This window comes from Pseudomonas sp. E315 (assembly GCF_055406205.1).
Window position 1 is genome coordinate 144,433 of sequence record NZ_JBUZPJ010000003.1, and the last position, 16,753, is coordinate 161,185.

A 16,753-nucleotide genomic window follows, 5' to 3' on the forward strand; every position below is an offset into this window, starting at 1 on the left:
GGCCCGCAGGGCGCGGGCCACCGATCACAGCTCAGCGGGGTTGAGCTCAACATGAAAACGGCAGCCATTTGGCTCCATAGTGGTCAGCGTTACGCGCCACCCTTGGCTGTCGCAGATACGCTGTACCAGCGACAAGCCCAGCCCCAGACCTTCCCCGCGTTTTTCGCTGCCACGGACAAAAGGCTGAAACATGGCCTGGCGTTTTTCTTCGGGAATGCCGACACCACTGTCCTCGACGACAAAGCCCGTAGGCTCAAGGGCCAAGCGAATAAAGCCCGTGTCGGTGTAATGCAGCGCATTGCGCAGCAAGTTACCCATGACCGCGTGCAAGAAGGTCGCGTTGTAGAGCGTGTCCAAAGGGTTGCCCGGCTCATAAATCAGCTTCAGGCCTTTGGCCTCGATAGGCCCGCGCCACAAGCTGATTAAGCCTTCGGCGACGGTGCTGAGGTTGACCTTGGGCGACATGCTGGCATCTTCATGCTGCGCACGCGCCAGCATCAGGAAGGTTTGCACCAGCTCGCGCATTTCTTCACACGCTCGCGAAATACGCTCAACCTGAGCGCGACTGCGCTGATCGAGTGACGGGTTCTCCAGCAGCAACTCACACGAGCTGGCCAACACCATTAAAGGCGTGCGCAGTTCATGGCTCACATCACTGGTAAACAAGCGCTCACGGGTCAAGGTGTCCCGCAGGCGGCCCAGCGTGGCATCAAAGGCCACGGCCAACTCACCCACCTCGTCAGCCGCGTAGTCCGGCGCCAACGGCGGTGCCAGCCCCAGCAATTGATCGCGATGACGTACTTGTCGCGCCAATCGCACCACGGGCGCCATCACACGCCGCGCCAGTACCCAGCCTAAAAAGACAGCTAACGCCAGCGCCAGCACAAAACCCACCAGCACGACAGCAAACAGCACGCGCTCGCGCTCTTCAAAATCGCTTTGGTCTTGTAGCAACACATACCGCCGACCATCCACCACTTCAACAATCGCGTGATACGACAGCTGATCGCGAAACACCTCATGAAACCCCGGATCGAGATGGCGCAGGTCTTTAGGCAAGGCAAAATCGCCACGCCCACCACTGAAATAAAACAGTTGGTCAGGCTCGGGGCGATGGCTCCAGTCGGCTACGTTGTCCATCAACAGCAGGCGTTGCAAGTCACCGCCCAAGCCCGCCGAAATCAGCTTTTCTTCGACCAGATGCACGGTGGCGACAATACCCATCGCGAAGGTTCCCGCCACCAGCGCGCTCATCAGCGCAAAGGCGATGATGATCCGCTGAGCAAGGCTTTGCTTAAACTCCATCACGACTCTCGGCGAGGCGATAGCCCACGCCATGTACGGTTTGCAACAGCGGCTTATCAAACGGTTTGTCGATCACCTGACGCAGTTGGTGAATGTGACTGCGCAAGCTGTCGCTGTCCGGGCAGTCATCACCCCAGAGGGCTTCTTCCAGCACTTCACGGCGTAACACGTGTGGGCTTTTTTGCATCAGCACGGCCAGCAACTTCAGGCCCACGGGGTTGAGTTTGAGCAAGCGCCCGTCACGGGTGACTTCAAGGGTGTCCAAGTCATAACGCAAATCGCCTACCTGCAATTCACGGCGACCTCCACCTTGCGCGCGACGCAATACGGCCTCAATACGAGCGGCCAATTCTGACAATGCAAAGGGCTTGAGCAGGTAATCATCAGCCCCTGACTTGAACCCTTGTAAGCGGTCGTCCAATTGATCGCGAGCCGTGAGCATAATCACGGGCGTATCACGGCGGGCGTCTTCGCGCAGGCGCTTACACAAGGTGTAGCCATCAATGCCGGGCAGCATGATGTCGAGCACGATCAAGTCGTAATGTTCGGTGGCGGCTAGATGCAGACCCGACAAACCGTCCTGTGCGCAGTCCACGGTATAGCCTTTAAGCCCCAGATAATCAGCCAGATTGGCGAGGATATCGCGGTTGTCTTCAACCAATAAAATTCGCATGGGCACTTTCTCCGTACGCAGTAACGGCCGTCTTGGCCCGCGCAGCTTAAGGCCAAGAACGGCTGAGAGCCAGCGCCACAGGGCACTTGAGAAAATTAGTTAACAAACGCATCTACTTAACAAATTTTTTACTATCGATTCACAAACTCCCAACAGCAGCGCCCGCAAACTCGCGCACCCCTCGGGTTTAAGGAAAACAACAATGCGTCTGCTGTCCACCGCGCCAATGCGCTATCTGCTTCTGTTGACCGGCTGCTGGCTGGCGACGTTTCTAATCACCCGCGCCATTTTGCTGGTCACACACTTGGGAGAAGCCGCAAGCGGCTGGCTGCCCGTGTTTGGCATCGGTTTGTTGTATGACCTGGGTTTTTTAACCTACGCCGCTTTGCCGCTAGGGCTGTATCTCTTGTTATGCCCGCCCGCCTTGTGGCGTCGTCGCGGCCATCGCTGGTTCCTGCAAGGCCTGCTGACCGTCAGTCTGTTTGCCATGCTGTTCACGGCCGTAGCCGAGTGGTTGTTCTGGGATGAGTTCGGCGTGCGGTTCAACTTTATTGCCGTGGACTATCTGGTTTACTCCGACGAAGTGCTCAACAACGTGATGGAGTCTTACCCCATCGGCCTGTTGCTCAGCGCCATCGCTGTGGTGGCCCTTGTGCTGAGTTTTGCCCTGCGCAAACCGCTCAACGCGGCACTCAATGCACCGCTACCTGACGTTCGCACCCGCTTGGCAACCTTCGCCGGTTTGCTGCTGATAGCGGGCTTGAGCGCGCAAGTGCTTGACCAAGACAGCCCTCGCGGCCAAGGCGGCAACGCATACCAGCATGAGTTAGCGAGCAACGGCCCTTACCAGTTTTTTGCCGCGTTCCGTAATAACGAACTTGATTACCAACAGTTCTACGCCAGCCTGCCCGCCGAGGTAGTGGCTAAGCAGTTACGTAGCGAGTTGACCGAACCAAACGCCACGTTTGTGGGCAAAGACCCGCTCGATATCCGCCGCACTATCAACAACCCCGGCACTGCGCGTCAGCCGAACATTGTGTTGGTGACCATCGAAAGCCTCAGCGCCAAGTACTTGGGCAGCAACGGCGATGATCGCAACTTGACGCCCAACCTCGATCAACTGCGCAAAGAAAGCCTGTATTTCAACAATTTTTATGCCACCGGCACTCGCACCGACCGCGGGCTGGAAGCCATTACTCTGGCTATTCCGCCAACGCCGGGGCGCTCCATCGTCAAACGCATTGGCCGTGAAAGCGGTTTCGCCAGCTTGGGCCAACAACTCAATGCAGTGGGTTATGACAGCGTGTTTGTGTATGGCGGGCGTGGTTATTTCGACAACATGAATGCGTTTTTCAGCGGCAACGGTTATCGCGTAGTCGACCAAAGCAGCGTGAATGAGGCCGACATCCACTTTAAAAACGCATGGGGCATGGCCGATGAAGATTTGTACCGCGAAACCCTGAAATTGGCCGACGCTGACTATGCCCAGCAAAAACCGTTTTTGCTGCAACTGATGACCACCTCAAACCACCGGCCGTACACCTACCCTGAAGGCCGAATCGACATCAAATCAGGCAATGGTCGCGACGGTGCGGTGAAGTACACCGACTACGCTATCGGCCAATTCCTCAACGATGCTCGTAAAAAGCCGTGGTTCGACAACACGATCTTTATCTTCGTCGCCGACCACACAGCCGGCAGCGCGGGCAAAGAAGACTTGCCGATCACCAACTACCAAATTCCGCTGTTTATCTACGCGCCCAAGCTGATCGAGGCCCGCGAAAGCGCACAACTGGCCAGCCAGATCGACTTGGCGCCCACCTTGCTCGGTTTGCTGAACATGGATTACCAATCGACTTTTTTTGGCCGCAACCTGCTGCAAGAGAACACCTTGGCGCCACGCGTAGTGGTGGGCAACTATCAGCACTTAGGGTTGTTTGATGGCAAAGACTTGGCAATGCTCAGCCCGCGCCAAGGCTTGCGTCGCCATGACGATGCATTGACCACCAGCGTTGAATCACGTGTGCCTGCTACTGACCCTCTGATCGAACGTGCCATCACTTACTACCAGAGCGCCAGCTACGGCTATAAACAGCAGTTATTGAGCTGGAAGCCCCCCGTGCAAGCAGCGCCAATACAGATTACGCAGCATTAATTGGACAACTGAGTGACCCTTGACTGGCAAAGCCTGCGGTTTGGTGACCTTAGGGTAAAAACCTAGGCATCGCCGCCTGCTATAACGCCTATACAGTGCTGAAAGAGTGGGTTTTTCGCCACAAAAAAGCCCCGCCTGATCACTCAGGCGGGGCTTTTGCGTAACGGGGTAAGGCTGGCTTACATCATGCCGCCCATACCACCCATGCCGCCCATGTCTGGCATACCGCCGCCAACTGCTTTGTCGTCCTGGATCTCAGCGATCATCGCCTCAGTGGTGATCATCAGGCTAGCAATCGAAGAAGCTGCTTGCAGAGCCGAACGAGTCACTTTAGCTGGGTCAAGGATACCCATTTCGATCATGTCGCCGTATTCGCCAGTGGCTGCGTTGTAACCGTAGTTACCCGAACCCTGCTTAACTTTGTCGACAACTACGCTTGGCTCGTCACCGGAGTTGGCAACGATCTGACGCAGAGGTGCTTCAACAGCACGACGCAGCAGTGCAATACCGACGTTCTGGTCAGCGTTGTCGCCTTTCAGTTCGCTGATTGCTTGCAGAGCGCGAACCAGTGCCACGCCACCGCCAGGTACCACGCCTTCTTCAACGGCTGCACGAGTTGCGTGCAGGGCGTCTTCAACGCGGGCTTTCTTCTCTTTCATTTCTACTTCGGAACCAGCGCCAACTTTGATCACTGCAACGCCGCCAGACAGCTTGGCCAGACGCTCTTGCAGTTTTTCACGGTCGTAGTCCGAAGTAGTATCAGCCACTTGAGCACGGATCTGAGTAACACGAGCCTGAATGTCCGCTTCAACGCCAGCACCGTCGATGATGGTGGTGTTTTCTTTGGACAGGATCACGCGCTTGGCGTTACCCAGGTGCTCCAGAGTGGTGCTTTCCAGGCTCAGGCCGATCTCTTCGGAGATAACGGTACCGCCAGTCAGAACAGCGATGTCCTGCAGCATTGCTTTACGACGATCGCCAAAGCCTGGTGCTTTAACAGCAGCCACTTTAACGATACCGCGCATGTTGTTCACAACCAGAGTCGCCAAGGCTTCGCCTTCAACGTCTTCGGCCACGATCAGCAGTGGGCGGCCAGCTTTAGCAACGGCTTCCAGCACTGGCAGCATTTCGCGGATGTTGGAGATTTTTTTGTCTACCAACAGGATCAGCGGGCCGTCCAGCTCAGCAACCATAGTGTCTGGTTTGTTGACGAAGTACGGAGACAGGTAGCCACGGTCAAACTGCATGCCTTCAACAACAGACAGTTCGTTTTCCAGGCCCGAGCCTTCTTCAACTGTGATCACGCCTTCTTTACCGACTTTTTCCATAGCTTCGGCAATGATGTCGCCGATGGAGCTGTCGGAGTTGGCAGAGATAGTACCTACCTGAGCGATTGCCTTGCTGTCAGCGCATGGCTTGGCCAGCGACTTGAGCTCTTTAACAATAGCGATGGTCGCTTTGTCGATGCCGCGCTTCAGGTCCATCGGGTTCATGCCGGCAGCGACGGCTTTCAGGCCTTCGTTGACGATCGATTGAGCCAGAACGGTTGCAGTCGTAGTACCGTCACCAGCGTCATCGTTAGCACGGGAGGCAACGTCTTTAACCAGCTGCGCGCCCATGTTTTCAAAGCGGTCTTTGAGTTCGATTTCTTTAGCAACCGAAACGCCGTCTTTGGTGATGGTCGGAGCGCCGAAGCTCTTCTCGATGATCACGTTACGGCCTTTAGGGCCCAGCGTTGCTTTAACTGCGTCAGCCAGGACGTTTACACCGGCGAGCATTTTTTTACGGGCGGAATCGCCGAATTTAACTTCTTTAGCAGCCATGATCGTTCTTCCTTAAATACTTTGTAGTAACGGGAAAATGAGCGGGAAATCAGCCTTCGATAACAGCGAGAATCTCGTTCTCAGCCATTACCAGCAGGTCTTCGCCGTCGACTTTCACAGTGTTGCTGCCGGAGTAAGGGCCGAACACAACCTTGTCACCCACTTTCACGGCCAGCGCACGCACTTCACCGTTGTCCAGAACGCGACCAGTACCAACGGCGATGACTTCACCGCTGTTAGCTTTCTCGGCAGCCGAACCCGGCAGAACGATACCGCCAGCGGTTTTCTTTTCTTCTTCGCTGCGACGGATTACGACGCGGTCATGCAGAGGACGAAGCTTCATTGTCGATCTCTCCTAATTGTGGTGTTCATCGGCCGGTGTCATACCGGCTGGGTTTACAAGTCCGGAAATGCCGGGTGCTAATCGCTCAAGGGTGTTTGCTGTTACCAGCAAAACCCTGCGGTGTCCGTTACATAAGGGCGCACCCTCTGACTTACAAGAGCGCCCCAACGAATTTTTTTACCCGCATGAAAGCCTGAAAAACAAACACGGCACCGTGGGTGCCGTGTGTTCAGTGCAAAAGCCTTATTTGTCGCGGTGCTCAAATTCGCCTTCAATCACATTCGGCTCTCGCCCTAAGGGCTGATGAGTGCCAGGCCGATGCTGCGCTTCAAAATCATCAGCAAACGCACGCTGACGAATGGCCTGTTCTTCTGCGCGCTTGCGCAGGCGATTGACCAAAAAACTTCGCACGGGCGGCAACAGCAGCAGCAAACCTGCGATATCGCTGATAAAGCCCGGCAATACCAACAAGCCCCCCCCCAACGCCATCATCAAGCCGTGAAGCATTTGCTGTGCAGGCAACTCGCCACGATTCAGACTTTCGCGCGCGCTCAAGGCCGTCGCCAAGCCTGCAACACGAACCACCAAAATACCTAACATGGAGCCAGCAATGATCAGCAGCAACGCGGGGAAAAACCCGATAGCGGTGCTGACCTTGAAAAAAACGTACAGCTCTAGCACTGGAAACAACAGAAAGAGCAATAAAAAAGCGCGCATCAAATGATTCCTCTCCGGAAGAATATCTTCCAACCCAGCTTAGATGACGGCGCGCGGTTGTGAATTCAAGGCTGAGTTGTCTGTTTTTTCGGCCACTCATCCGCCCGTGCCAGAAAAACCAAGGCTTCGCGCACTTGTGTCGAGGTGTTGCAAGTCTCGGTAAAGCCCAGCCAGTGAAGCCCGTCTCCAATACGCAAGTGCATGCCTTCGCTATCAATGCCCACCAAGCGCGCCGGTGCGGTTTGCGGCAGACCGGACAGTTTGACGTAGTGCTCAATGGCATTGGCGTGATCACTGTTCATGTGATCAACCATTCTGAGTTCCACTTCGCCGGCAAAGGGATTAGCCAACGTCACCTGATCCAGCCAATGAATTGCGCCAAAGCCGCCAATGTAGCGATGGCGTACGGGCTGGAGCACCCAAAAATCGAAATCATGGGCGGAGTGATAGCTCTGCGACTCCGGGAAGTAACGATAGTAACGTTCAGCAGCCGCTTCGATAGCTTCAGGGTCTGTCAGTTGTTGAGCCTCAGCCATGTAGGTCAACCGCCCTACAGCCTGTACATCTTCAGCTCCGCGCTCACCCACCATCAATGAACACTTGGGGTCTTTGCGCAGGTTATGGGTGTGTTGGGCGATTCGGCTAATCAAAATCAGTGGCCGCCCCTGTTCATCCAGGCAGTAAGGAACAACAGAGCCAAAAGGAAACCCCGGCATGGCTTTGGACTGGGTCGACAAGGCGGCGCGGTATTCCTTGAGCAGTAATTCTCGGGCATGCTTGGCAGCTTCAACGCTCAACTTATGACTCCTTATAAAAATTCCGTCTAAAACGGACGAGTTCGGGCTAGCCCTCAGGGCAATGCTTGATAGGCGACCTGCGCACACAGTGCAGATCTGCAGCCTATAAGGAATCCTCCTGAATGACTTCGAGGGCTCTCATGCAATTAAAAGACAAAGTAATCATTATCACTGGCGGTTGCCAAGGGCTCGGCCGTGCGATGGCTGAATATCTTGCGGCCAAAGGCGCCAGGCTGGCATTGGTGGACCTCAACCCAGAAAAGCTTGAATTGGCCGTCGCAGCCTGTCAGGCACACGGCGTCGAAGCTCGCGCTTACCTGTGTAACGTCGCCGACGAAGAGCAGGTTACGCAAACCGTAGCCCAGATAGCAGAAGATTTTGGTGCCATCAACGGCCTGATCAACAACGCCGGTATTTTGCGTGATGGCCTGCTGCTGAAAGTTAAAGATGGCGTGATGACCAAGATGAGTCTGGCGCAATGGCAGGCGGTGATTGACGTCAACTTGACGGGGGTTTTTCTGTGCACCCGTGAGGTGGCCGCAAAAATGATTGAGCTGAACAGCCAAGGCGCAATCATCAATATTTCCTCGATCTCACGCGCAGGCAATGTTGGCCAGACCAACTACTCGGCAGCCAAGGCCGGTGTTGCAGCCGCGACCGTCACATGGGCAAAAGAGCTGGCACGCTACGGCATTCGTGTCGCGGGGATCGCACCAGGCTTTATCGAGACGGAAATGACTCTGGGCATGAAGCCTGAAGCCCTTGAAAAAATGACCGCGGGCATCCCGCTAAAACGCATGGGTAAAGTCGAAGAAATCGCTCACTCGGCGGCCTACATTCTTGAAAACGACTATTACAGTGGCCGGATTCTTGAGCTCGATGGTGGGCTGCGAATTTAAATCAGCGCGCGCTGTAGCTGCTGCAGGGTTGCTTGAAGGGCCTATGCCCGCACAACAGCAGCCTGCGGCAGCGACTACAGAAGCTTGCTTACCACGTCACGCCAAAACCTGCCGTGTAGCGGGTTTTGTTGAGGTCGTTACCCGTCCCGCTACCGCTACCAATCAGGTCTTTTTCCGCTTTAAGGTTGAGCGACGCCCATTCGGTCACTTTGTAACGCAAACCTATTTCTGCATCGAGGCTGTAATCGGACGCACCTGACAGGGGTTTACCCAACTCGCCATTGGTAAAGAGTGAAACCGTCTTGCCCAACAAGTAACGGTTGTAGTCCCACTTCATTGCCAGTGAGTAGAAGTTATCCTTTTGACCGTCTGAATATTCATAGTCGGTACGGTTTAGCAGCGAGCCCAATGAAAACGCACCCAACTCATCATCCCAAAACTGATAACCGGGGCCTGTACCCACAGTGCGTTGGCGAGCAATGTCTTCGATCTTGTCGCGCTTATAGGTTAAGCGACCCTGCCAATACCACTTCTCATCAATAAAGTGGTCAAGCGCGTATTCGGCGCTCCAGTTGTCGGTGGTCACAACATCATTCTGAAACTCGCGGTTGTATTCGCCTTCAGCATGGTGACGCCATGCCCCGTGACGGGCCGTGGTTTTAAAGTCGATGTCGTAATCATCGGTGTCTTTGTCGGCACGCTTGTAGTCCAGTGCCACATCGACATTGCCTTTCCAGACCAAATCTTCAATCACAGGTTTAGGCTTGATGATCTGCTGGATACTCGCCAGCTCGACTGTCTTAGGGGCTTCGCCGTTAGTCAGGGTCACTTTGCCATCTTCAGCCGCTTTCAGTGACTTGGCTTTTTCACCCGAGTAGGCATCTTGCTTGACCAGCAACTCCTGATCACTTTCGAGGGTTTTGACCTGCTTCCAATCAATCGGGATCGCCCCCGCGTAGTCTGTTTGAATGAGTAACTTGCCACCATCGAAGACTTTAATCTTGCCAGTCAGGCGGTCGCCATTTTTCAACCACACTGTGTCGGCAAGCAAAGGCGTAGACACACTCAAGACAGCAAGGCATAACAGGGTTCTGGACAACATAAGCTGATGCGAAACTCAGAATTTCGAAAGAAGGCCGGCATTATCCCGATGGACACGCCCCAGGCAAAGAAAGACCGGCTGATTGCGTTGTAGTTCCTTCATTAGTCCAATTGACAGACTTATCCGGGCAAGCATTTGAAACATGAAATTACCCCTTAACGCTGCAAGCACACTAAGTGATCCCGCCCAAACTCCGGCTGAAATTCGCCGCACCGCGCTGTATTCAACCTTAATGCTGGTGCCATACAGCAAAGTCGTCACGTATGGGCAACTTGCCGAGCTGGCGGGCCTGGGCCGGGCAGCTCGCTGGGTAGGGCGCACACTCAGCCAACTCCCTGAAGGCACCCGCCTGCCTTGGCATCGGGTATTGGCGTCAGGCGGACGTATCAGTTTGCCATTAGGGACTGTTTCTGGAGATGAACAGCGTGCGCGTCTACGCAGCGAAGGTTTGAGCATTGTGAATAATCGTGTGGATATGCAGCGTCATGGCTGGCGCCCGATAGAGCACTACGGTTAGAGTGCGCCCTTTGTTTCCGTAACCTGAGGCAGACTCCAGCCCATGCCCCGTAAAACCTGGCGCGCCGCGCTCGCTGCCTATGCCAGCCCCTCGACTCTTGTGCTGTTGCTCCTCGGTTTTGCCGCCGGTTTGCCGTACATGCTGGTGTTCTCAACCCTGTCCGTCTGGTTGCGTGAAGCGGGCGTGGCCCGTGAAACCATTGGCTATGCCAGCCTTATCGGTCTGGCTTATGCCTTTAAATGGGTCTGGTCCCCACTGCTTGACCAGTGGCGCCTGCCGCTGCTCGGCAAACTGGGAAGGCGCCGTTCCTGGCTGGTGTTGTCACAGTCGCTGGTCATTCTTGGCCTGATCGGCATGGGCTTTTGCGACCCACAAAAACACCTTTCGTGGCTGATCGCCATTGCCGTTATCGTGTCTTTCGCCTCGGCCACCCAAGACATTGCCGTGGACGCCTACCGCCTGGAAATCGCCGACGACAGCCGTCAGGCCGCGCTCGCGGCCAGCTACATGTCCGGCTACCGAGTGGCCGCCTTGCTGGCAACCGCGGGTGCGCTGTTCTTTGCCGAAGGCTTCGGCTCTACCGGGTTTAACTACAAGCACTCAGCCTGGACCGGCACCTACGTGTTGTTTGGCTTGCTGATGGTGCCAGCCCTGCTCACCACCTTCTTTATGCGTGAACCACCTGTACCTTTGCGCACTCAGCTTTCCGCCGGGCGTTACAGCTTTGGCCATCAGCTGGCCTCGGTATTTGTACTGATTGTATTGCTGGTGTCCGTTCCCGCCATGTTCACCCAGCTCTACAACACTGATTTTGCAGGCGTGTTGTTTGGCGGTATCAGCATGCAAGACCTGCTGCTTGAAGACCGTGCTTTCTTGCGCGCCATTCTGTACACCCTGCTGACAGTGCTGTGCTTGTCTTCAATCGGGCGACGCGGCCTGGCGCCGGTGCTTACACCCGTCAACGACTTTATCGTGCGCTATCGCTGGCAAGCGCTGCTGCTGCTGGGGCTGATTGCCACCTACCGCATGTCTGACACGGTTATGGGCGTCATGGCCAACGTGTTTTATATCGACCAAGGTTTCACCAAGGATCAGATTGCCGGCGTCAGTAAAATTTTCGGCCTGATCATGACCCTCGTGGGCGCGGGCATGGGGGGCCTGTTGATCGTGCGCTTCGGGATTCTGCCGATCCTGCTAATTGGCGGCGCGGCTTCAGCAGGCACCAATCTATTGTTTATGATGCTGGCCGACATGGGCCCCAACCTTCAGATGCTGATTGTCACGATTTCCCTCGACAACTTCAGCTCCGGCCTAGCCACTTCTGCGTTCGTGGCCTACCTGTCCAGCCTGACCAACCTTAAGTTTTCGGCCACCCAGTACGCACTGCTCAGCTCAATCATGCTGTTACTGCCGCGCTTAATGGGCGGTTATTCGGGCGTAATGGTCGAGAAATTTGGTTATCACAACTTCTTCATCATCACCGCACTAATGGGCATCCCGACCCTGCTGCTGATCAGCCTTCACTGGTATCAGCAAAGCCGCAGAGCACGGGAAAACCCCGGCATAGACCTCGAAAAACACCCATAAACATTAGGGGGAGCCCGCCTCCCCCGCCTGCCCTGTACGCAAGCACAACTCGCCCGTACAATGCTGAGTCATTTCAAGTCATCAGCAACGGCAACGGCTAACCATGCGCACCAGTCAATATTTGCTCGCCACACAAAAAGAAACGCCTTCCGACGCGGTCGTTATCAGCCATCAGCTGATGCTGCGCGCCGGCATGATCCGTAAACTTGCTTCCGGCCTGTACACCTGGCTGCCCATGGGCCTGCGGATTATGCGCAAGGCTGAAGCCATTGTTCGCGAAGAAATGAACGCTGCTGGCGCGCTTGAAGTGCTGATGCCAAGCATCCAGCCAGCGGAACTGTGGCAAGAGTCTGGTCGCTGGGAAGAGTACGGCCCCGAGCTGCTGCGCCTAAAAGATCGCCACGGTCGTGAGTTTTGCGTGGGCCCAACCCACGAAGAAGTAATCACCGACCTGTGCCGCAACGAGCTGAACAGCTACAAACAGTTGCCGATCAATCTGTACCAGATCCAAACCAAATTCCGCGATGAAATCCGCCCGCGCTTCGGCTTGATGCGCGGCCGCGAATTCATCATGAAAGACGCCTATTCGTTCCACGCAGACAACGCCTCGCTGCAAGTCACCTACGACCGCATGCACCAGGCCTACTGCAACGTGTTCACCCGTCTGGGCCTGAACTTCCGCCCTGTTGAAGCCGATAACGGCTCCATCGGTGGTGCGGGCTCTCATGAGTTCCACGTACTGGCCGACTCCGGCGAAGACGACATCGTATTCAGCAATGGTTCCGACTACGCAGCCAACATCGAAAAAGCCGAAGCCGTACCGACTGAAACCTCGCGCGCCGCTGCCACTCAAGAGCTGCGCCTGATCGACACGCCAGACGCCAAGACCATTGCTCAATTGGTAGAAGGCTACGACCTGCCAATCGAAAAAACCGTCAAAACCCTGATCGTGCATGCGGCCGAAGAAGGCAAGCTGATTGCATTGGTGATCCGTGGCGACCACGAGCTGAATGAAATCAAAGCCGCCAACCACCCGCTGGTTGCCAGCCCGCTGGTCATGGCTGGTGACGCAGAGCTGCGTGATGCCATCGGCGCTGGCGCTGGTTCTTTGGGCCCGCTTAACCTGCCACTGCCTTGCATCATTGATCGCTCGGTTGAACTGATGAGCGACTTCGCCGTCGGCGCAAACATCGACGACAAGCACTACTTTGGCGTGAACTGGGAACGCGATCTGCCAGTACCGACCGTTGCCGACTTACGCAACGTGGTCGCTGGCGACCAAAGCCCGGACGGCAAAGGCACACTGGAAATCAAGCGCGGCATCGAAGTCGGCCACATCTTCCAGTTGGGCACCAAGTACAGCGAAGCAATGAAGTGCCAGGTGCTGGGTGAAAACGGCAAGCCTGTCACCCTGGCAATGGGCTGCTATGGCATTGGCGTTTCTCGCGTAGTCGCTGCTGCCATCGAGCAGAACAACGACGAACGCGGCATTATCTGGAGCGATACTCTGGCGCCATTCCAGGTTGCTCTGGTGCCACTGCGTTATGAAACTGAAGCTGTACGCGAAGCCACTGACGCGCTTTACGCAGAACTGACTGGCGCAGGCTTTGAAGTGCTGCTGGATGATCGCGACAAGAAAACCAGCCCAGGCATCAAATTCGCCGACATGGAACTGATTGGCATCCCGCACCGGATCGTCGTCAGTGACCGCGGCCTTGCCGAAGGCAATCTGGAATACAAGAGCCGCACCGAAGCCGAGCCGCAAGCCCTGCCCGTTGCTGATGTCCTTGCATTCCTTCAGGCGCGCATCCGTCGCTGAACCCAAATAGAGACGCCATGTTCAATCGAAGTACCTTAACGGGCGCCGCCATGTGCGGCGTCCTGTTGCTGAGCGGCTGTGCCAACCACATGTCGCAACGCAGCGAACACGAGGAGCGCATTGAGCGCAAATTGCTCGCGCACAGTCTGCTAATTGATGTCGGCTCGCCATCAGTTCTTGAGCTGCCGCAACGCCGTGTGCGCATCAATGAACAAAAGACCTTTGAGGTCACCGAGTTCGATGTGACGCGTCGTTACGACCGCTACACCCCTTACCAACCTTGGCGTGAACTCTATGAGATCCCGCTAGGCGCGGTGGCGGTTGTAGCGGGCGTGGGTGCTAATGTGCTCAACGTATTCATGTTCGGGCAATTGCCCGACAGTGTGACCCGAGACTGGATCAGCTATGGCGTTGCTGGCTTAAACCCGGCCATGAACGTGCAATCCCACGGCCGAGCCCAGCAGAACCTGGCAGGTATTGATGAAACCCAACGCGACTCGCGCCTGGAATACTCAAGCCTGCCGTGGGCCGAACGCCCAGTTATCGTCAAGGCTGGCAAGCACGATCACGAACTGACCACCGACCGTAACGGTGTTTTGCGCCTCAACTTGCTGGACAGCCCGTTTGCCGAACAAGACCTCAATCGCGTCAGCAAACTGACTATTGAGGTGGAGGACGCACAGGACGAAACCCACTCAGATTCGACCCTGTCGATCAGCAGCAGCCTGCGCGGGAAACTGCTGGAAGCGCACAACCTGATCTACGACGACCTGGAGGGTGACGACGTCAACCAATGGGTGCATCGGGTTAAGCGCCTATCAGAACTGGGCCTGGAAGAAGAAGCCAGCGAACTGGAACAAAGCCTGATTGAACTCACGCGTAACGATCCCGAGTTACAGCATGAATTTCTTCAGTCATTGACCAAAAATGCTGGCCGGCTGGTGGCAGACCCTGGAGTTATCTGATCGGGCCGGATTGGGAGGCAACTTTCAACCTAACGACTGAACAATTCCAACTGCTCATTACCACCACTCAAATCATGCAAACGCACACCAAGCCCCAACAACCGGACGGGCTTGGCACCGCGTGCAAACGCCTGACTCATTAAGTGCTGATAACTCTCCAAATCACGCCCTGCACCTGATTGCTCAAGCGTGGTTTGCGTAAAATCGTGGAACTTGACCTTAACGAACGGTTTACCGGGCCTATACGTGCTGTCGATCCGGCCAATACGCCCATTCAGGGTGTCCAGTAACTCGGGCAGTTTTTCGAGGCAGCTCGCCAAGTCCGGCAAGTCTGTGTCGTAAGTGTTTTCCACGCTCACCGACTGACGTCGACTATCACTCTGCACCAAGCGCTCATCAATCCCACGCGCCAACCCCCACAGTCGCTCACCAAAACTGCCAAATTCGCGCACAAGCGCCAGCTTGTTCCAATCCCGCAAATCGAGACAGGTCTCGATCCCAAGCCGCGCGAGCTTGTCAGCAGTGACCTTGCCTACACCGTGCAGCTTTTTTACCGGCAGCGCAGACACAAAATCATCGACTTGATCTGGTGTAATCACGAACAGCCCATTGGGCTTCTTCCAATCGCTGGCGATTTTGGCCAAAAACTTGTTGGGCGCCACACCGGCAGACACGGTGATGTGCAACTGATTGGACACTCTGCGCCGAATATCTTGCGCAATTCGGGTGGCGCTGCCCGCGAAATGAGGGCTATCGGACACGTCCAGATAGGCTTCATCCAGCGACAGCGGCTCAATCAACTCGGTGTAATCGCGCAAAATACCGTGAATTTCTTTAGACGCCGCTTTATAAGCGTCCATTCGGCCGCTCACGATAATCAAGTCCGGGCAGAGTTTGAGCGCATGCCTGGACGACATGGCTGAACGCACGCCATACGCCCGCGCCTCATAATTACAGGTAGCAATAACCCCCCGCCTGTCCACCGAGCCGCCCACGGCCATCGGCTTATTTGCCAGACGCGGGTCATCACGCATCTCAATAGCGGCATAGAAGCAATCACAATCGACGTGGATGATTTTGCGCTGCGTCATGTAGGGCAGTGGTCTTTTAGAGCTGTAGGCAAGCGGGCTGCCAGTATGTCACCGAGAACTGTATATCGCACCAGTAGTCTTGAATCGGCCCGACAAACGCAGGCAGTAGCACCTTGGCATTTGTTTTTCTAATCGAAGACACCAGCCTAATAGAGCTACAACCCTTACGCTCTCTGCCCTGCAGCCCGTTTAATAACTCTATTTACTGTCTAACTGATTGAACCAAAAGCATTTTTTATAAATTAAGGTTTGACACACATGCGTATCGCTGTAGAATCCACCCCACAGACGCGGGATGGAGCAGTCTGGTAGCTCGTCGGGCTCATAACCCGAAGGTCGTCGGTTCAAATCCGGCTCCCGCAACCAAACATCGAAAAAGGCTACTCGAAAGAGTGGCCTTTTTTGTGCGCGCCTGTTTTACCCGCCAGACCGGCGCCCTCTTCGCACCGGCGTTGTCGGGCTGAGATCAATCTTTTCAAAGGTCAAACGCTCCGCTCCTTTGCCAGCGCCAGCACTGCTTGGCCTGCCATGCTGTCGTTACGACGCATTAGCATCTGCGCCAAGACCTAGGCAGTTTTGATCTTATTTGCTGCATTTTTGCATTAAAGGTTGACTCACTCGCACATCACTGTAGAGTGCGCCCCACAGACGCGGGATGGAGCAGTCTGGTAGCTCGTCGGGCTCATAACCCGAAGGTCGTCGGTTCAAATCCGGCTCCCGCAACCAAACATAAAAAGGCTGCTCGAAAGAGTGGCCTTTTTTGTGGCCGGTTGTTTTAACCCCGCCACTGCCCGGCGATTAAAACCGTATATTTCAAGCGTTTGCGACATAAACAGTTGACAGCTTAGTCATCTTCTGTAGAATGCGCCCCACAGACGCGGGATGGAGCAGTCTGGTAGCTCGTCGGGCTCATAACCCGAAGGTCGTCGGTTCAAATCCGGCTCCCGCAACCAAACATCA

14 protein-coding genes and 3 tRNA genes are annotated in these 16,753 nt (G+C 55.4%); 9 read left to right on the top strand and 8 right to left on the bottom strand.

What is annotated here, in order from left to right; translation table 11 throughout:
* Positions 1-24: 24 nt before the first annotated feature.
* Together ACZRJQ_RS06065 and colR are read right to left on the bottom strand one after the other, a co-directional pair.
* Positions 25-1,305: a sensor histidine kinase gene (locus ACZRJQ_RS06065; protein ID WP_463977478.1), complete on the bottom strand. Its 1,281-nt coding sequence runs from the start codon at positions 1,303-1,305 to the stop codon at positions 25-27.
* On the bottom strand, positions 1,295-1,978 hold the full coding sequence (colR, locus tag ACZRJQ_RS06070) for a two-component system response regulator ColR (RefSeq protein ID WP_463977479.1): 684 nt from the start codon (positions 1,976-1,978) through the stop codon (positions 1,295-1,297). Before colR ends, ACZRJQ_RS06065 begins: the two co-directional genes overlap by 11 nt.
* Positions 1,979-2,180: 202 nt before the next feature.
* Here colR and ACZRJQ_RS06075 point away from each other — a divergent pair, with 202 nt between their 5' ends.
* Positions 2,181-4,133: an LTA synthase family protein gene (locus tag ACZRJQ_RS06075; protein WP_463977480.1), complete on the top strand. Its 1,953-nt coding sequence runs from the start codon at positions 2,181-2,183 to the stop codon at positions 4,131-4,133.
* A 179-nt stretch (positions 4,134-4,312) separates the two neighbouring features.
* Here the strand turns inward: ACZRJQ_RS06075 and groL are convergent, their stop codons facing one another.
* The 4 genes from groL to ACZRJQ_RS06095 all read right to left on the bottom strand — a co-directional run bounded on the left by groL (position 4,313) and on the right by ACZRJQ_RS06095 (position 7,813).
* On the bottom strand, positions 4,313-5,956 hold the full coding sequence (groL, locus tag ACZRJQ_RS06080) for a chaperonin GroEL (protein WP_463977481.1): 1,644 nt from the start codon (positions 5,954-5,956) through the stop codon (positions 4,313-4,315).
* A 49-nt stretch (positions 5,957-6,005) separates the two neighbouring features.
* Positions 6,006-6,299: a co-chaperone GroES gene (locus ACZRJQ_RS06085; RefSeq protein WP_016779794.1), complete on the bottom strand. Its 294-nt coding sequence runs from the start codon at positions 6,297-6,299 to the stop codon at positions 6,006-6,008.
* 243 nt (positions 6,300-6,542) lie between these two features.
* Positions 6,543-7,016 (bottom strand): FxsA family protein, encoded by a 474-nt coding sequence (locus tag ACZRJQ_RS06090; RefSeq protein ID WP_463977482.1) that lies wholly within the window; start codon positions 7,014-7,016, stop codon positions 6,543-6,545.
* A gap of 65 nt (positions 7,017-7,081) precedes the next feature.
* Positions 7,082-7,813, bottom strand: coding sequence for a HugZ family pyridoxamine 5'-phosphate oxidase (locus ACZRJQ_RS06095; RefSeq protein WP_463977483.1), 732 nt, complete (start codon positions 7,811-7,813; stop codon positions 7,082-7,084).
* Positions 7,814-7,953: 140 nt separating this feature from the next.
* Here ACZRJQ_RS06095 and ACZRJQ_RS06100 point away from each other — a divergent pair, with 140 nt between their 5' ends.
* Complete coding sequence (locus ACZRJQ_RS06100; protein ID WP_463977484.1) at positions 7,954-8,712, top strand: SDR family oxidoreductase; 759 nt, start codon at positions 7,954-7,956, stop codon at positions 8,710-8,712.
* An 88-nt stretch (positions 8,713-8,800) separates the two neighbouring features.
* Here ACZRJQ_RS06100 and ACZRJQ_RS06105 read toward each other — a convergent pair whose 3' ends face one another.
* On the bottom strand, positions 8,801-9,814 hold the full coding sequence (locus ACZRJQ_RS06105; protein WP_463977485.1) for a DUF481 domain-containing protein: 1,014 nt from the start codon (positions 9,812-9,814) through the stop codon (positions 8,801-8,803).
* A gap of 142 nt (positions 9,815-9,956) precedes the next feature.
* On the opposite strand from ACZRJQ_RS06105, the gene ACZRJQ_RS06110 reads away from it, so the two are divergent.
* The 4 genes from ACZRJQ_RS06110 (at position 9,957) to ACZRJQ_RS06125 (ending at position 14,702) form a co-directional block, all read left to right on the top strand.
* On the top strand, positions 9,957-10,331 hold the full coding sequence (locus ACZRJQ_RS06110; RefSeq protein ID WP_463977486.1) for an MGMT family protein: 375 nt from the start codon (positions 9,957-9,959) through the stop codon (positions 10,329-10,331).
* Positions 10,332-10,373: 42 nt separating this feature from the next.
* Entirely contained in the window at positions 10,374-11,918 is a 1,545-nt protein-coding gene (locus tag ACZRJQ_RS06115; protein WP_463977487.1) for an AmpG family muropeptide MFS transporter, read from the top strand.
* 103 nt (positions 11,919-12,021) lie between these two features.
* Positions 12,022-13,737, top strand: a complete 1,716-nt coding sequence (locus tag ACZRJQ_RS06120; RefSeq protein ID WP_463977488.1) for a proline--tRNA ligase — start codon at positions 12,022-12,024, stop codon at positions 13,735-13,737.
* Between the two features lie 17 nt (positions 13,738-13,754).
* On the top strand, positions 13,755-14,702 hold the full coding sequence (locus ACZRJQ_RS06125) for a hypothetical protein (RefSeq protein ID WP_463977489.1): 948 nt from the start codon (positions 13,755-13,757) through the stop codon (positions 14,700-14,702).
* A 29-nt stretch (positions 14,703-14,731) separates the two neighbouring features.
* Here ACZRJQ_RS06125 and dinB read toward each other — a convergent pair whose 3' ends face one another.
* Positions 14,732-15,793 carry a DNA polymerase IV gene (gene dinB, locus ACZRJQ_RS06130; RefSeq protein ID WP_463977490.1) on the bottom strand — a complete coding sequence of 354 codons (1,062 nt, stop codon included), beginning with the start codon at positions 15,791-15,793 and terminating at the stop codon, positions 14,732-14,734.
* A 289-nt stretch (positions 15,794-16,082) separates the two neighbouring features.
* On the opposite strand from dinB, the gene ACZRJQ_RS06135 reads away from it, so the two are divergent.
* The 3 genes from ACZRJQ_RS06135 (at position 16,083) to ACZRJQ_RS06145 (ending at position 16,746) form a co-directional block, all read left to right on the top strand.
* Positions 16,083-16,159, top strand: a tRNA-Met gene (locus ACZRJQ_RS06135).
* A gap of 283 nt (positions 16,160-16,442) precedes the next feature.
* Positions 16,443-16,519 (top strand) — tRNA-Met (locus ACZRJQ_RS06140).
* A 150-nt stretch (positions 16,520-16,669) separates the two neighbouring features.
* Positions 16,670-16,746: transfer RNA gene (locus ACZRJQ_RS06145), tRNA-Met, on the top strand.
* The last annotated feature ends 7 nt before the right edge of the window (positions 16,747-16,753 follow it).

Coding starts and splice junctions, on each gene's coding strand:
- ACZRJQ_RS06090 (WP_463977482.1), bottom strand. CDS start 7,016: ATGCGCGCTTTTTTATTGCTCTTTCTGTTGTTTCCAGTGCTAGAGCTG.
- colR (WP_463977479.1), bottom strand. CDS start 1,978: ATGCGAATTTTATTGGTTGAAGACAACCGCGATATCCTCGCCAATCTG.
- groL (WP_463977481.1), bottom strand. CDS start 5,956: ATGGCTGCTAAAGAAGTTAAATTCGGCGATTCCGCCCGTAAAAAAATG.
- ACZRJQ_RS06105 (WP_463977485.1), bottom strand. CDS start 9,814: ATGTTGTCCAGAACCCTGTTATGCCTTGCTGTCTTGAGTGTGTCTACG.
- ACZRJQ_RS06075 (WP_463977480.1), top strand. CDS start 2,181: ATGCGTCTGCTGTCCACCGCGCCAATGCGCTATCTGCTTCTGTTGACC.
- ACZRJQ_RS06065 (WP_463977478.1), bottom strand. CDS start 1,305: ATGGAGTTTAAGCAAAGCCTTGCTCAGCGGATCATCATCGCCTTTGCG.
- ACZRJQ_RS06110 (WP_463977486.1), top strand. CDS start 9,957: ATGAAATTACCCCTTAACGCTGCAAGCACACTAAGTGATCCCGCCCAA.
- ACZRJQ_RS06125 (WP_463977489.1), top strand. CDS start 13,755: ATGTTCAATCGAAGTACCTTAACGGGCGCCGCCATGTGCGGCGTCCTG.
- ACZRJQ_RS06120 (WP_463977488.1), top strand. CDS start 12,022: ATGCGCACCAGTCAATATTTGCTCGCCACACAAAAAGAAACGCCTTCC.
- ACZRJQ_RS06115 (WP_463977487.1), top strand. CDS start 10,374: ATGCCCCGTAAAACCTGGCGCGCCGCGCTCGCTGCCTATGCCAGCCCC.
- ACZRJQ_RS06085 (WP_016779794.1), bottom strand. CDS start 6,299: ATGAAGCTTCGTCCTCTGCATGACCGCGTCGTAATCCGTCGCAGCGAA.
- dinB (WP_463977490.1), bottom strand. CDS start 15,793: ATGACGCAGCGCAAAATCATCCACGTCGATTGTGATTGCTTCTATGCC.
- ACZRJQ_RS06100 (WP_463977484.1), top strand. CDS start 7,954: ATGCAATTAAAAGACAAAGTAATCATTATCACTGGCGGTTGCCAAGGG.